Origin of the sequence: Advenella incenata (assembly GCF_004217095.1) — a bacterium.
GTDB lineage: Bacteria > Pseudomonadota > Gammaproteobacteria > Burkholderiales > Burkholderiaceae_B > Advenella > Advenella incenata.
The window spans coordinates 599,321-612,607 of sequence record NZ_SHKO01000001.1 but is presented as its reverse complement, the minus strand read 5'-3'; the positions used below and the strand labels follow the sequence as shown (position 1 = coordinate 612,607).

At 54.1% G+C, this 13,287-nt stretch carries 12 protein-coding genes; 5 read left to right on the top strand and 7 right to left on the bottom strand.

Annotation, left to right across the window (positions count from 1 at the left end; all coding sequences use genetic code 11):
- Position 1: 1 nt before the first annotated feature.
- Positions 2-994 (bottom strand): Bug family tripartite tricarboxylate transporter substrate binding protein, encoded by a 993-nt coding sequence (locus tag EV681_RS02730; RefSeq protein WP_128393818.1) that lies wholly within the window; start codon positions 992-994, stop codon positions 2-4.
- Between the two features lie 183 nt (positions 995-1,177).
- Between EV681_RS02730 and EV681_RS02725 the strand changes: the two genes are divergently transcribed.
- Positions 1,178-2,107 carry a LysR family transcriptional regulator gene (locus EV681_RS02725; RefSeq protein WP_128393817.1) on the top strand — a complete coding sequence of 310 codons (930 nt, stop codon included), beginning with the start codon at positions 1,178-1,180 and terminating at the stop codon, positions 2,105-2,107.
- An 87-nt stretch (positions 2,108-2,194) separates the two neighbouring features.
- On the opposite strand, the gene EV681_RS02720 is transcribed toward EV681_RS02725, so the two are convergent.
- The 3 genes from EV681_RS02720 to EV681_RS02710 all read right to left on the bottom strand — a co-directional run bounded on the left by EV681_RS02720 (position 2,195) and on the right by EV681_RS02710 (position 4,927).
- Complete coding sequence (locus EV681_RS02720; protein ID WP_130303252.1) at positions 2,195-3,385, bottom strand: CaiB/BaiF CoA transferase family protein; 1,191 nt, start codon at positions 3,383-3,385, stop codon at positions 2,195-2,197.
- A gap of 84 nt (positions 3,386-3,469) precedes the next feature.
- Entirely contained in the window at positions 3,470-3,931 is a 462-nt protein-coding gene (locus EV681_RS02715; RefSeq protein WP_130303251.1) for a MaoC family dehydratase, read from the bottom strand.
- A gap of 33 nt (positions 3,932-3,964) precedes the next feature.
- Positions 3,965-4,927: a tripartite tricarboxylate transporter substrate binding protein gene (locus EV681_RS02710; protein WP_130303250.1), complete on the bottom strand. Its 963-nt coding sequence runs from the start codon at positions 4,925-4,927 to the stop codon at positions 3,965-3,967.
- A 134-nt stretch (positions 4,928-5,061) separates the two neighbouring features.
- Between EV681_RS02710 and EV681_RS02705 the strand changes: the two genes are divergently transcribed.
- The gene (locus EV681_RS02705; protein ID WP_130303249.1) at positions 5,062-5,943 is read left to right on the top strand and encodes a LysR family transcriptional regulator; all 882 of its coding nucleotides are present in this window, start codon (positions 5,062-5,064) and stop codon (positions 5,941-5,943) included.
- 63 nt (positions 5,944-6,006) lie between these two features.
- Here the strand turns inward: EV681_RS02705 and EV681_RS02700 are convergent, their stop codons facing one another.
- Positions 6,007-6,765, bottom strand: a complete 759-nt coding sequence (locus EV681_RS02700) for an IclR family transcriptional regulator (RefSeq protein WP_130303248.1) — start codon at positions 6,763-6,765, stop codon at positions 6,007-6,009.
- Positions 6,766-6,971: 206 nt separating this feature from the next.
- On the opposite strand from EV681_RS02700, the gene sauS reads away from it, so the two are divergent.
- The 3 genes from sauS to EV681_RS02685 are packed head-to-tail and all read left to right on the top strand — an operon-like array spanning position 6,972 to position 11,298.
- The gene (gene sauS, locus EV681_RS02695; protein WP_130303247.1) at positions 6,972-8,402 is read left to right on the top strand and encodes an acylating sulfoacetaldehyde dehydrogenase; all 1,431 of its coding nucleotides are present in this window, start codon (positions 6,972-6,974) and stop codon (positions 8,400-8,402) included.
- Positions 8,395-9,921, top strand: a complete 1,527-nt coding sequence (locus EV681_RS02690) for an AMP-binding protein (RefSeq protein WP_242612118.1) — start codon at positions 8,395-8,397, stop codon at positions 9,919-9,921. The genes sauS and EV681_RS02690 overlap by 8 nt, the downstream gene beginning before the upstream one ends.
- Before the next feature lie 45 nt (positions 9,922-9,966).
- Positions 9,967-11,298, top strand: a complete 1,332-nt coding sequence (locus EV681_RS02685) for an MFS transporter (RefSeq protein ID WP_130303246.1) — start codon at positions 9,967-9,969, stop codon at positions 11,296-11,298.
- A 140-nt stretch (positions 11,299-11,438) separates the two neighbouring features.
- On the opposite strand, the gene EV681_RS02680 is transcribed toward EV681_RS02685, so the two are convergent.
- Together EV681_RS02680 and EV681_RS02675 are read right to left on the bottom strand one after the other, a co-directional pair.
- Positions 11,439-12,722 (bottom strand): TRAP transporter large permease, encoded by a 1,284-nt coding sequence (locus tag EV681_RS02680; protein ID WP_128393813.1) that lies wholly within the window; start codon positions 12,720-12,722, stop codon positions 11,439-11,441.
- A complete protein-coding gene (locus tag EV681_RS02675) occupies positions 12,713-13,273 on the bottom strand; it encodes a TRAP transporter small permease (protein WP_207226996.1) in 561 nt (186 codons plus the stop codon). Before EV681_RS02675 ends, EV681_RS02680 begins: the two co-directional genes overlap by 10 nt.
- Between the last annotated feature and the right edge of the window lie 14 nt (positions 13,274-13,287).

The window sequence follows — 13,287 nt, the reverse complement described above, 5'->3', positions numbered from 1 at the left end:
ATTACTTCGATTCGATTTTCTGCTCTGCAATAATTTTCTTCCAGAAGACTGACTCGTCTTTGACCCTGTCATTCATGTACGCCGCGCCGGTTGCCGCCTGCTCCAGGCCCAGCTCGGAAAATTTTTGCGTCATGCGACTGGACGCAATCGCCTTTTTGATGCCCTCTTCAATCTGTGCCACAACCTTTTCCGGCGTATCTTTGGGCACGACAATGCCGAACCACCCCACCACATCAAAGTCGCTGCCCAGTTGCTCCTGCACGCTTGGCACATCCGGCAGGCTCTTGGAGCGCCTATTACCGGTGACCGCCAGGGCCTTGATGTCGCCCGAGCGCACGAATGGCAGCGTCGCAGACAGGTTGGCGGTAATGACCTGGATCTGCCCGGCCACCAGATCGGTCAACGCGGCAGATTCGCCTCCATAGGGAATATGAGTCATGGTCGCGTCCGTGGCGTTCATGATGGCTTCGGACGCCATATGGCCCTGGCTCCCCACCCCTGCCGAACCAAAGTTGGTTGCGGTCCCATTCTTTTTGGCGTAGTCCAGAAACGTCTTCAGGTTGCTGGCCGGTACGTTCTTGTTGACCCCCAGAAGCAACGGCCCGGTGGTAACGATGCTGACCGGCTGAAAATCCGCGACACTGTAGGGCAGCTTTTTGTACAGATAGGGGTTGACGGTGAACATGCTGCCCGAGATCATCAGCATGGTGTAGCCATCGGGCTTGGCGCGCGCCACTTGCGAGGCGCCCACCGCACCGCCGGCGCCTACCTTGTTCTCTACCACGACGGTCTGCTTCCATGCATTGCCCAGCTCCTGGGCCAGTACGCGAGAAATAATATCGGTGGCGCCGCCCGCTGCAAATGGCACGACCAGGCGTACCGGCTGTTGTGGCCACTCGCTGGCAAATGCCGGCGCGGACAGGGTACAGGCGATAGCGACACAGGCAACACTGCTGAAAAAGCCGCCTACTGCACGATTCAGTATGGTCTTCATTTTTGTCTCTTCCTTGTTAGCTGACTTCTTGCTCGAAGCCAGGGTTGGCAGAATAAAGCCGTATTTTTGTGTTTACTGTCATGTCCACGGCATGCAGTTTTTATTATTTGTTGATTATTATTTAAATTTAAATTAAAGTAAAACCAATAATTTTTTAATTATTTAAAATTAAATTTTAAATTTATGATTACCTTAAGAACCTTCAACGTGTTTGTCGCGGTCGCTGAATGCGGCTCCTATACCGGCGCCGGCAGGAAAATCGGCCTGACCTCTGCCGCCGTCGGCCAGCAGATCAAAATGATGGAAAACACGCTGGAGGCGCCGCTGTTCCATAAGAACGGGCATCAGCTTGTACTGAACCACTATGGCGAAGCACTGTTGAAGGACGTTCAGGAACTGCTGGTCAAATATGAAGAAATCATCAAAAGCGGGGATGGCCGGCATGGCCAGCTTACCGGCACGGTGCATATCGGCGCGCTGATCTCCAGCCTGATGGGGTCTTTTTCGGATGCGCTGTGGTCCATCCGCAAGAACAATCCGGAGCTGGATGTCAAAGTGTTCGCGGGTCAATCCGGCGATTTCGCCCACAAGATCACCAGCGGACAGCTGGATGCTGCCATTGCCACCGAACCGCCGGAATATGCATACAAGGAACTGATCTGGACGCCGCTTTACGCAGAACCCATGATTCTGATTATTCCTCGCAAGCCGTTTTTTACTTTGGCGGACCAGGCCAGCAATCCTTCAATAGACATTCTGAACCATGCGCCGTTCATTCATTTCGACCAGATGACCTGGACCGGCATTCTGATCCGGCAAACGCTCAAAAAGCTGGCCGTCAGCGTGGACATTCAAATGGAAATGAATTCCATCGAAGCCATTATCGAACTGGTACGCCAGGGATATGGCGTTTCCATTGTCCCGAAACTGGCCAACCTCAATTGGGAACAGGATGAAAAACTGCTGTTCGTAGACCTGTCACCAACCCGAATTTATCGTCGCATCGGCATTCTGGAGCGCAAGTTTCATCACCGCAGCAATTTTACTAATGCGATCAGGGATCATTTTGGACAGTCCGGGCCGGCGCTCAAAGAGCGCGCCGCGTTGCGTTAGGGAGGTGCGGTGAAGGCAGGCAACTCCGGTAGGCAATGTACAAACCTTTTTCAAGGCCGCGCACAGGTGACGCCCAGCCTTAACAGCTCAAGCACAGCCGACAACGCCTTTTTCGGCCAGCCTCGCTATTGCATCTGTCGTATAACCGATCTCGCTCAGGATTTCCGAGGTATGCTGTCCCAGCAACGGCGGCGTTCGGCTCACGCCGCGGGGTTCCTTATTGAAGGTGACCGGATAAGCGATATGTTGCAAGTCTCCCAATGTCGGATGCTTGCTTTGAACCACAATATTCCGTGCCTTGACCTGTTCGTGCGACAGCGCTTGATCAAGCGTATGCAACGGCGCGACAGGAACACCAGCGCGACGCAGCCGTGATAGCCAGGATTGAGTGGTATCCTGGTCCAGAAGTTCCTGGACCAGCGCGCAGGTTTGGTCAAAGTGATTCACACGCTGCGCATTGGTACTGAAATCCGGATCGTCTGCATAGTGCGCCAGCCCGGCCTCCTGGCAAAAGCGCTGCCAAAGCCGATCGTTGCCAACACCGAGCATCAGCTCCCCATCTTTGGTGCGAAACGCCTGATAAGGGCACAGTGACGGATGCGCCGTGCCCATTCTGGACGGTGCAACACCTGAAAACCAATAGTTATGAGACATATACCCCATAAACCCCATGGCGGTATCCAGCAAGGAGACTTCTATATAACCTCCCTTTCCCGTATTTTTTTTGTGCAGAACGGATGCCAGAATACCGGAGACGGCGTGCAACCCCGTTCCCAAGTCCACCGGAGAGAAGCTGACACGGGCCTGGGGGCCGTCTTGCTGACCAATAGTGCTGATCATGCCACTGAAAGCCTGCAGCATGACATCGTATCCAGGCTCGTCGCCCCAAGGGCCATCGCGCCCGTATCCTGATATTTCACAATAAATAAGGTTGGGCTTGATGTCGCACAAGCTCTGATAGTCAACGCCAAGTCGCTGCGCTGTACCGGCGCCGAACCCCTGTATGACCACGTCGGCGCGCGCCACCAGTTCACGAACGATTTGTTTGCCTTCCTGTGACTTCAAATCCAGCGCCAGCCCCCGCTTGTTGTGGTTGACCGCCATAAATGAAGCCGATTCCCCGTCCTTTTGGGGTAACCAGCCACGCGTCTCATCGCCAGAACCGGGCGGCTCTACTTTAATGACATCAGCACCAAGATCACCAAGATACTGTCCGCATAACGGGCCGGCAAGAACTTTGCTGAGGTCTAATATTCGTATTCCTTGGAGCGGACGCATCTGTTTTTCCAATATCGTGATTGCTTATGCTTTATCTATACGCTGCCCGAAGCACTGCGCCAGGCGCGAATGTATGCGGGTCGATTACACTTGTCTTTTACGAAGCAGATATTTTTGTGTGCCTTCCAGTACAACAACTTCATTCTGATTGATAATGGTCGATTGCATCACCAGCACACCAGTTGTGCGCCCGGCAATCAGGTCAGAAACCACCAAAGAAGAATAGAGCGTATCGCCTACAAAAACCGGATTAAGAAATTTACTGCTTTGTTCGATAAAGGCCTTCAGGGACTCTTCCACGCAGTGTGGAAACAGACCGGCACCGGCCGCTGTCTGAATGAGCACCTGAAACCCATGTGCCAGCATATGCGGCATGCCATGAGCCCGACAGTATTCCACGTCATAGTGCACAGGATGATTATCGCCGCTGGCCAGTTGAAAGGCCGCAAACAACGCATCGGTCATCGTTCTTGAAGGTATATTGAACCTTTCACCGATTTCAAAATCTTCGAAGTATTTTTGCGCACACAGTGAATGCGAGATCATATTTTTTCCAGTATTTACATTGCCGTTTCCGGCTCAATTGGTTGCCATGTCAGAAGCTTTGACGACGTCGCTCCATTTTTTCTGTTCAGCAGTGATGAAATCTTTCAGGGCTTGTGGATCGGGCTTGCTTTCAAGCAACAAGCCCATCTGATCGGCCTTTTGCATTAAGCCCTCATCGTTCAGTGCCGCTTGCAGACTGGAACGCAACGCTTCAATCACGTCCTTATCTGTTTTGGCAGGCACCTGCATTGCGTTCCATGTATACGCTTCGTAGCCTGGCAATGCTTCGGCAATGGCCGGGATGTCCGGTGTCTGGGGTAGTCGCTCACTCATGGTCGTGGCGATCAGACGGACTGTTTTTGCCCGCACTTGCGCCAGCGCCGTTGGCGCGCTATCGATCATGAACTGAACATGGCCGCCAATCAAGTCTGCCATCGCGGGTGCACTGCCCTTATAAGGGATATGCCTGGCATTGAATTTTCCAACATGGTTCAGCAATGCACCGCCCAGGTGAGGCGCACTGGCGATACCGGCGGAACTGTAATCGGTCTTTTCCGAATTCTGTTTCATGTATTCAAGAAACTCGGCCAGGTTTTTAACCGGCAGATCATTGTTTACGACGAGCGCCAGCGGCGCACGCGCCGCCAGTCCGACAGGAGCAAAATCATTGTCCGAATAGGAAAGCTTGCTGTTGAGCGTCGGATTGACCGCATGAGCAACCGTGGACATCAACACGGTGTAGCCATCGGGTGCCGCCTTGGAGACAAACTCCGTACCGACAATAGTGCCCGCGCCTGCCTTATTTTCAACGATCATCGTTGTACCCAGTTTTTTCCCCCAGACATCAGCCAGCGCCCGTGCAAATGTATCGGTCGGGCCGCCGGCGGCATACGGCACCACCAGCCGGACAGGGTTTTCAGGATAGGCTGCTTGGGCAGCGATAGATACGATTCCCAGCGAAAGGGCTGTAAAAATTCGTTTGCTGAGTGATGTCATTTGTCGCCTCTGTTTATTTATAGTCGGTTCAACTATATCTATCCTCACGGAGGGCAGTCCAGTTGAAATTATCACCACAGTATTAGAGAAAATCTAATAAACTATGGTTTTATTCCAGGAACCCCGGTCCAACCATGCGCTATGAGCTGACTGATATTCGCGTTTTTATGGCCATTGCCGATGCAAAGAACCTGAGCATCGGGGCGATGAATATGCACATGACCGCTCCATCGGCCAGTTACCGATTAAAAAATCTCGAAAATGCATTGGGTGTATCGCTATTTGATCGAACCGCCAGGGGCATGGTCCTGACCTCTGCAGGGGAGTCGGTATATCGCTACGGCGAAGCCATGCTCTCGAGCGCCGATCAATTGCGAACCGAGATGACCCGCTATAACGCCGGCGTCACCGGGCATATCAAGGTTTTTGCCAATAGCAGCACATTGAGTCCGTTACCGATACCGCTCAGTCGTTTTCTGGCCAGCCACCCGACGATCAATATTGAGCTGGAAGAGCACCTGAGCGAAGAAAGCGTCAGGGCGGTACACGATGGCCTTGCCGATATCGGATTGGTAGCCAGCGTTGTCCATTTGCGAGGTTTAGAGGCCATTGAGTATGGCCATGACGAGCTCGTTTTTGTTACGCCTCGCGGCCATCCACTTACCATAGCTGATCACATCACGGTGGATATGGCTTTTGAGCACGAGCTGGTATCGGTAGGCAAACGCAGCAGCAACTTTCTATATTTACAGCAAATTGCCAATAAGCTGAACAGAAATATGAATGTCCGCGTACACCTGCCCGATTTCGATGCCGCGTTGCACTGTGTACAGGAAGGCGTGGGCATTTCCCTGATACCGCTGTCGATTGCCAGGCGATCTGCCAAAAGAAAGCTGGTCGACATTGTTCATCTGAGCGACCCCTGGGCCAAGCGCAATCAACTGATCGTCATGCGATCATTTTCCGCACTGCCCAAATATACGCAGGAATTTATTCAGATGCTCGCTGCCGGATGATCTGTCGCCCCGCCTAGCGCTCGTTTTCCAATAGAAGCACCAATAGCAGAGGCTTTACAACAGCTACAAAAACGTCTGCGCAATCTCCTGTGCCGTGCGCTGCAGTTGCGGCATCAGTTCCATCAACTGATCAAAGCTCTTTTCCTCTTCAAATGCCTGCACCGCAACTGCAGCACAGATCCGGTTCTTGCCCAATGAAACCGGAACCGCGATTGCATTCATGCCTTCCACATGCTCGTGGCGGCTGATGCCGTAGCGTCGCTTCCTGGTTCGCGCAAGCTCGGCCTCCAGTTGATCCGACTGTGTAATGCTTTGCGAGGTTCGTGCACGCAGCGGCAGCGCGTGCAACAGCCGGTCGCGCCGCTGCTTGGGCAACAGACTCAATAACAGTTTGCCGCTGGCCGAACAATGCATCGGTACGTGCGAGCCAGGTTTAAGGCCCAGCTTGATGGCCGCAGGATGCTGTGCCCGATCCAGATAAATAATTTCATGACCGCTGATCGCCGTCAGGTTGCAATTTAACTGCACCTGCTCAACCAGTTCGCTCAGCAACGCGTGTCGGGCAACGGCCAGACTGCCCGAGCTCATGAGCACCTTCACCGAAAAGTTGCGTATCCGCGCCGAGCATTCATATTTTTTACTGTCTGACACCTGCACGATCAGCCAGGCCGCCTCCAGCAGCTTGACGATACGGTGCACAGTCTGTTTTGGCAGATTGATCTGCTCGACGATTTCGCTCAATTGCATGGGTCGGCCAGCCACGGCCAGTATTTCCAGCACACGAAACGACCTGATGGCTGCCGCGTTCTCCGTTGCGCTCATATCCTTGCTTCCTCCTTTGTTTCGGGCTCTGGGGCCTCTTGTTTTTCCTCTTCACTATAGATTCTTTGTCCCGAAAATCAACAAAAAGCATTTCTTGTGCTCTGCGGCAAATGCGAAATGTCGATTATCGGGACTTTTGAGCGTTGAGCATACCCTATATTTTCAGAAATATTACAAATTCGATTTCATTAGTCCAGGGAGCAACAATGGATACCATCAACAGAAGCAGTCCGGAATACATCACGCAATCGGTCTTACAACTGGTGCAGCGGGCCCGTACTGCCCAATGCCTGTTTTCCACGTTCGACCAGCAACGCATTGACCAGGCCGTACTGGCAGTGGGCTGGGCGATCATGGAGCCCGAAAGGAACCGCCAGTTGGCTGAACTGGCGGTTGCCGACACAGGCCTGGGCAATGTGCCTGACAAGATTCGCAAGAATCATCGCAAAACCTTGGGACTGTTGCGCGATCTGGATGGTGTCAAATCCACAGGAATCATCCGCTGCGACGCCAATAGCGGTATCACGGAAATTGCCCGTGCCGCAGGTGTTGTCGCAGCCATTACGCCGTCGACCAACCCTGGCGCGACCCCGGCCAACAAAATCATCAATGCCATCAAATGCGGCAACGCCATCATCGTGGCCCCGTCGCCCAAAGGGGCCGGCACCAGCAGGCTGCTGCTCCAGTTCATTCATGCCGAATTTGACCGTATAGGCGTCCCGCGGGACCTGGTACAAATGTTGCCCGAGCCCATCAGCAAGGCCGCAACCGCCACCCTGATGCAGCACGCCGATCTGGTTGTCGCTACCGGATCCCAGGCCAATGTGCGCATGGCCCATACTAGCGGCACACCGGCTTTCGGGGTCGGCGCGGGCAATGTCACTGTGATCGTGGACGAATCAGCCGATCTGAAGGCCGCAGCCAGCCTGATTCGCCAGTCCAAGACCTTTGACAACGCCACAAGCTGCTCTTCAGAAAACAGCGTCATTATCGATGCATCAGTTTATGACGCCATGTTGGCGGCACTGACCGATGAAGGCGGCCTCATGCTTGATGACCAAGACAAGCAACGTCTGCAGGATCTTATGTGGCATGACGGCAAGCTAAGTGCCGTCTTCTCCGGCAAGGATGCCGCGCAGATGATGCAGGTCGCGCAAATCGGCGACACGCAAACGCCTGCCGCGCCTCGCTTTCTGATGGTAGAAGAGACCGGTTTCGGAAGTAAACATCCCTTTTCCGGCGAGAAGCTGGCGCCGGTTCTGACCGTCTATAAAGCCTCTGACTTTGCCGATGCAAAACGCATTGCCAGCAGCATTTACGACTATATGGGAGCCGGTCACTCCGTCGGTCTGCATACGACCCAGACAGAACGCGCACAGGACCTGGGCATGACGCTGCCGGTATCCCGAGTGATCGTCAATCAGGCGCATTGCTTTGCCACTGGCGGCAATTTTGACAACGGCCTGCCGTTTTCCCTGTCCATGGGTTGCGGCACCTGGGGCGGTAACAGCTTTTCGGACAACATGAATTATCGCCACTATATGAATATCACACGCGTGGTTCAGACAATCGCAGCCACAGAACCTCAGGCTGAGACGATTTTTGCCGACTACCTGGAGAAATTTCATCGTGCCTGAAACCACAACAACCATCACCGGCCTGCTTGATCGAAATGCAGCAACATACGAGTCCGATCCGTACCTTGTCGACGCCATCAACGAGCAGGCGATGGCCTATGGCGTTATCGCAAGTGAATGCAAGGGCTTTGCCAGACAGCTGGCAGCGCTGGGCATTGGCCGTGGCGACACGGTTTCGGTGTTCATGCCCAATGGTGTAAACACGGCCAAAATCATTGTTGCCACCATGTATGGCGGTTATGTCGTCAATCCGATCAACCTGCTCTGCCAGGAAAAGCAATTGGCGTATATTCTCGGCCACGCCGATACCAGAATCGTCTTTACCACCACAGAGCTGGAACCGGTAGTCTGCGCTGCATTGAAAGCCAGTGGCGCGCAGGCGATGGTAGTGGCCACGACGCCAGATGCGGCAACGCTACCCACATTAACGCTGGCCCCGCTGCCGTCAAGCACAGGCCAGGCCGTTAGCGCCAGTCTGCCCGCCCTGCTCATGTACACATCGGGCACCACTGGTGTTCCCAAGGGTGTCGTACTTAGCCATGCAAATCTGCTGGCCAGTGCCCGGGCCATTGCCAGCGAACACCAACTGGAAAAATCGGATCGCTGCCTTTGCGTGCTGCCGCTGTATCACATTAATGCACTTGTGGTAAACATATTGACGCCGCTGCTGTGCGGCGCCGCTGTCATTATTGATGGCAAGTTCTCGGCCACGCATTTCTGGCCCCGGGTTCAGAAATTCCAGTGCACCTGGATCAATGCCGTACCCACCATCATCAGCTATCTGATCAATGACGAGAACCCCTGCGCCATTGACCGCAGCCGAATCCGCTTCTGCCGCTCTGCATCAGCAGCACTGGCGCCCTTCCATCACAAATCATTCGAAGAAAAATTTGGTATCGGCATTATCGAGACCATGGGAATGACAGAAACGGCAGCACCCATCTTCAGCAACCCCTATGATCCGGCGCAACGCAAAATCGGCAGCATCGGTCGCCCCTCGGGCGTACAGGCCCGGGTTGTCGACAAGCAGGGCAAGGATTTGCCACCGGGAGAAAAAGGGGAAATTCTAGTCCGGGGTGACAACGTCATGCTCGGCTATTACAAATCGCCCGAACAGACCCAAAAAGCGTTTACGGCAGACGGCTGGCTGCGCACTGGCGATCTGGGATACCGCGATAGCGAGGGCTTTTATTTTATTACCGGACGTGTCAAGGAGCTGATTATCAAAGGAGGTGAGAACATCGCACCGCGCGAGATCGACGAAATTTTACTGGCCCATCCAGACATACTGGATGCCGCTGTGGTTGGAATAGACGACAAGCACTATGGCCAGAATATCGCAGCTTATATCGTAAAACGCGTGACGACCAGAAACGACGATGACCTTATCCAGGACATCAATCAGTTTTGTATCAGGGAGCTGGGCAGCTACAAATCGCCTGCCGCGTTCCGTTTTGTCACAGAGTTACCAAGAGGACCTTCAGGGAAGGTGCAACGCCTGAAATTGCTGGAGCTGTAGAAATTGCCGGAACAGAAAACATGATTCAATCATCAAGGAGACAACATGATCAGGAACATAAAAACCAGACATATGATACTGGGCCTGCTATGCGCAATGTATTTTATTGCCTATGTAGACCGGGTCAACATCGCCGTCGCAGCACCGTTTATCGCCGAAGAGTTCAATCTGTCGCCGACAGAGCTTGGTTTCATCTTTTCCGCCTTCGCCTATCCGTATCTGGTCATGCAGATATTGGGCGGCTGGCTGGCTGACCGATTCGGGCCGAAAAAAATCCTGCTTATCCTTTCGCTGATCTGGGGGCTGGCGACATTGCTGACCGGTTTCATTGGCGGCCTGATGGCACTTGTGATTATGCGCGTACTGCTGGGCGTTGGCGAAGGAGGCGCCTTTCCCACAGCCACGCGCGCCATGACCTCATGGATGCCCAAGTCCTCTCGCGGTTTTGCTCAGGGCATTACACATAGTTTTTCGCGTCTGGGCGGCGCTATCACCCCGCCTGTTGTCCTGGCCATTGTGTATTACGCCGGCTGGCGCGAGGCGTTTATCGTGCTGGGTGCGATCAGCCTGCTGTGGACGCTGGCTTATCTGCTTCTGTTTACCGATACGCCCCATCAACACAAAACCATTACCCCTGCAGAACTGGAGGAAATCGGCGAGCCGGCCCGCAAGAACAAGGCTTCAGGGAAAACGCCATGGAAAGACATGATCAGCAAAATGTGGCTGGTTACTTTTGTGGATTTTTGCTACGGCTGGTCCCTCTGGGTGTTTCTGACCTGGCTGCCCTCTTACCTGAAGGACGACCGGGGATTTGATCTGAAAGCGATGGCGCTGTTTACGACGCTGCCGCTGCTGGCCGGTGTGATCGGCGATACCCTTGGCGGGGTGATTTCAGACAAGCTGTATATCCGCACCAAACGCCTGCGCTTTGCCCGCGTATCGGTACTCTCACTGGGCCTGTTTCTGGCGTTCCTGTGCATTATGCCCATGATATTCATCCGTGATCCGCTTATTGCAATCGTCCTTATTTCCGCCTGCTTTTTCTTTCTTGAACTGACCAATCCGGTCCTGTGGAGCCTGCCCATGGATATTGCCGGCAAGTATGCGGGCACAGCAGGCGGGATGATGAATTCGGGTTTCGGCCTGGCAGGGGCAATTTCACCCGTGGTCTTCGGGTTCCTGATCCAGACAACGGGTAACTATACTCTGCCGTTTCTGATTTCCGGCGGTTTGCTGCTGATAGGCGCCATTGCAGCCCTGATGATCGATCCGAACCGGACCGTGAATGACGCGGCAACCAAGCCAGTCGACTTTCAGTTCAAGGCCAGACCAGCTCCGGCCTTTGCGCTTGGCGTATCGTCAAGCCAAAAGCGCTGATCTGGCGTGCTTTGCTGCCCGATGCCATACCTGGCGCCAGGCAGCACGCAACAAGCCGCATCCATGACAACTGGCATTACAGTGGGAACGGGCCTCGCATCCATAAAAATATGCGAGGCCCGTGCTTCATACCGGACACATTACTTCAACAACAATTCCGGCAGCCATAACGAAAAGGCGGGTACATAGGTCACCAGCGCCAGAGCAAGAATCAGTGCTCCGTAGAACGGCCAGATAGTACGCATGACAGTCCCCACCGACACCTGGCCAATGGCGCAGCCAACAAACTGCGTAGTGCCAACCGGCGGCGTATTCAAGCCCAGGGCGCAGTTAAGGAGCATCACAATTCCAAATTGCACCGGCCCCATGCCATACTGCATGCAAATCGGCAGAAAGATCGGCGTACAGATCAGAATGGTGGCGGCCATATCCAGAAACGTACCCAGTACAAACAGCGCCACATTCACCATCAGGAAGATAGCCCATGGGCTGGTGGAAATGGAGGACATCAGTTCGCCGGTTTTTTCTGCTACGCCATAAAAGCCGATCAGGTAGCCGAACGTGGCTGAAATGCCGATCAATAACAACACCACGCCGGTCGTCTTTACTGCCTTGGCAGCGGCGCGCACAAATTGCTGCATGGTCAACGAACGATACACGAGGCCGGTGAGCAGCAACGAGTAGAGCACGGCAATGGCCGCCGATTCCGTGGCTGTAAATACCCCGCTCAATATCCCGGCGATGATCAACACAATCACAAACATCCCGGGTATGGCGGCCACCATGGACGTGAACACGATACGCCATCCGGGAAACGTGCCCGCCGGATAACCGCGTTTACGCGCAACCAGGTAGGCGGCAAGCAGATTGCACAGTGTCAGGATCACCGCCGGCACGATACCGGCAGCAATCAGCGCGGCAATGGATACTTTACCGCCGGCCGCAAGCGTGTAGATGATGATGTTATGACTGGTAGGCATCAGCGCCCCGACCAGCGCAGCATGCGTGGTCACGTTGACCGCATAATCGGCGTGGTAACCTTCGCGTTTCATCATGGGAATCATGACCGAACCCATGGCCGATACATCTGCCACCGGGGACCCCGACACGCCGCCAAAAAGTGTGCATGCAATCACATTCGACATGCCCAGGCCACCTCGCACATGCCCAACCATGGACTTGGCGAAGTTGACAATGCGATCGGCGATGCCGCCGTACAGCATCAGTTCCCCGGTAAAAATGAAGAACGGAATTGCCAGGAAGGAAAAAGCGTTCATGCCAGATGTCATCTGCTGGAACGCGACGGCAATGGGAAGGTCTTCAAAAGCGATCGTGGCGATGGATGCCAGGCCAATGGCAAAGGCAACCGGCACGCCAATCACCAGAAAGCCGATGAACGACATGGAAAGAAGCGTCAAAGCCATGCGGGCACCACCTTTTTATTGCGCAATATCGCGATAATATGTTCGATCGAAAACAAGACGATCAACACACCAGAGAGCAAGGCAGGCACATACTTCCATGCCTCGGAAAGACCAAGATTGGGAATTTTCACTGCATGCACCGATTCTGCCAACTCACCGCAATACCACGCCATCATCGCGCCAAACAGCAACACCAGCATATGCACGAAAATGCATAGCCGACGCTTGAGCGAAGGCGGCAGCAGATCGGCCAGCGATTCGAAACCGATATGCCCGGCATCACGCACTCCCACGGCGGCCCCCATCATCGTCACAAACAGCACCAGCAGCAACGACAGGCTTTCAGCCCATGTAGGTGTGTTGTTCAGGACATGACGCCCGAATACCTGGAATGCCACGGCAGCAATCAGGCAGACCAGACCGGCAACGCTGGCCATCATGCACAGACGCGCCAGCAGTGCGCATCCGCGCGTATACAGATCCAGCGGAGAAGTCCGGCCGCAGCCGGGCCTCCCCGCATGAACATCGCCAACGGTTTTGGATTCAATCATTTGCGCAGTCATCA

What these genes read in the sequence shown, in the direction of transcription:
- EV681_RS02730 (WP_128393818.1), bottom strand. Translation starts at nt 994, where the DNA reads ATGAAGACCATACTGAATCGTGCAGTAGGCGGCTTTTTCAGCAGTGTT.
- EV681_RS02725 (WP_128393817.1), top strand. Translation starts at nt 1,178, where the DNA reads ATGATTACCTTAAGAACCTTCAACGTGTTTGTCGCGGTCGCTGAATGC.
- EV681_RS02720 (WP_130303252.1), bottom strand. Translation starts at nt 3,385, where the DNA reads ATGCGTCCGCTCCAAGGAATACGAATATTAGACCTCAGCAAAGTTCTT.
- EV681_RS02715 (WP_130303251.1), bottom strand. Translation starts at nt 3,931, where the DNA reads ATGATCTCGCATTCACTGTGTGCGCAAAAATACTTCGAAGATTTTGAA.
- EV681_RS02710 (WP_130303250.1), bottom strand. Translation starts at nt 4,927, where the DNA reads ATGACATCACTCAGCAAACGAATTTTTACAGCCCTTTCGCTGGGAATC.
- EV681_RS02705 (WP_130303249.1), top strand. Translation starts at nt 5,062, where the DNA reads ATGCGCTATGAGCTGACTGATATTCGCGTTTTTATGGCCATTGCCGAT.
- EV681_RS02700 (WP_130303248.1), bottom strand. Translation starts at nt 6,765, where the DNA reads ATGAGCGCAACGGAGAACGCGGCAGCCATCAGGTCGTTTCGTGTGCTG.
- sauS (WP_130303247.1), top strand. Translation starts at nt 6,972, where the DNA reads ATGGATACCATCAACAGAAGCAGTCCGGAATACATCACGCAATCGGTC.
- EV681_RS02685 (WP_130303246.1), top strand. Translation starts at nt 9,967, where the DNA reads ATGATCAGGAACATAAAAACCAGACATATGATACTGGGCCTGCTATGC.
- EV681_RS02680 (WP_128393813.1), bottom strand. Translation starts at nt 12,722, where the DNA reads ATGGCTTTGACGCTTCTTTCCATGTCGTTCATCGGCTTTCTGGTGATT.
- EV681_RS02675 (WP_207226996.1), bottom strand. Translation starts at nt 13,273, where the DNA reads ATGATTGAATCCAAAACCGTTGGCGATGTTCATGCGGGGAGGCCCGGC.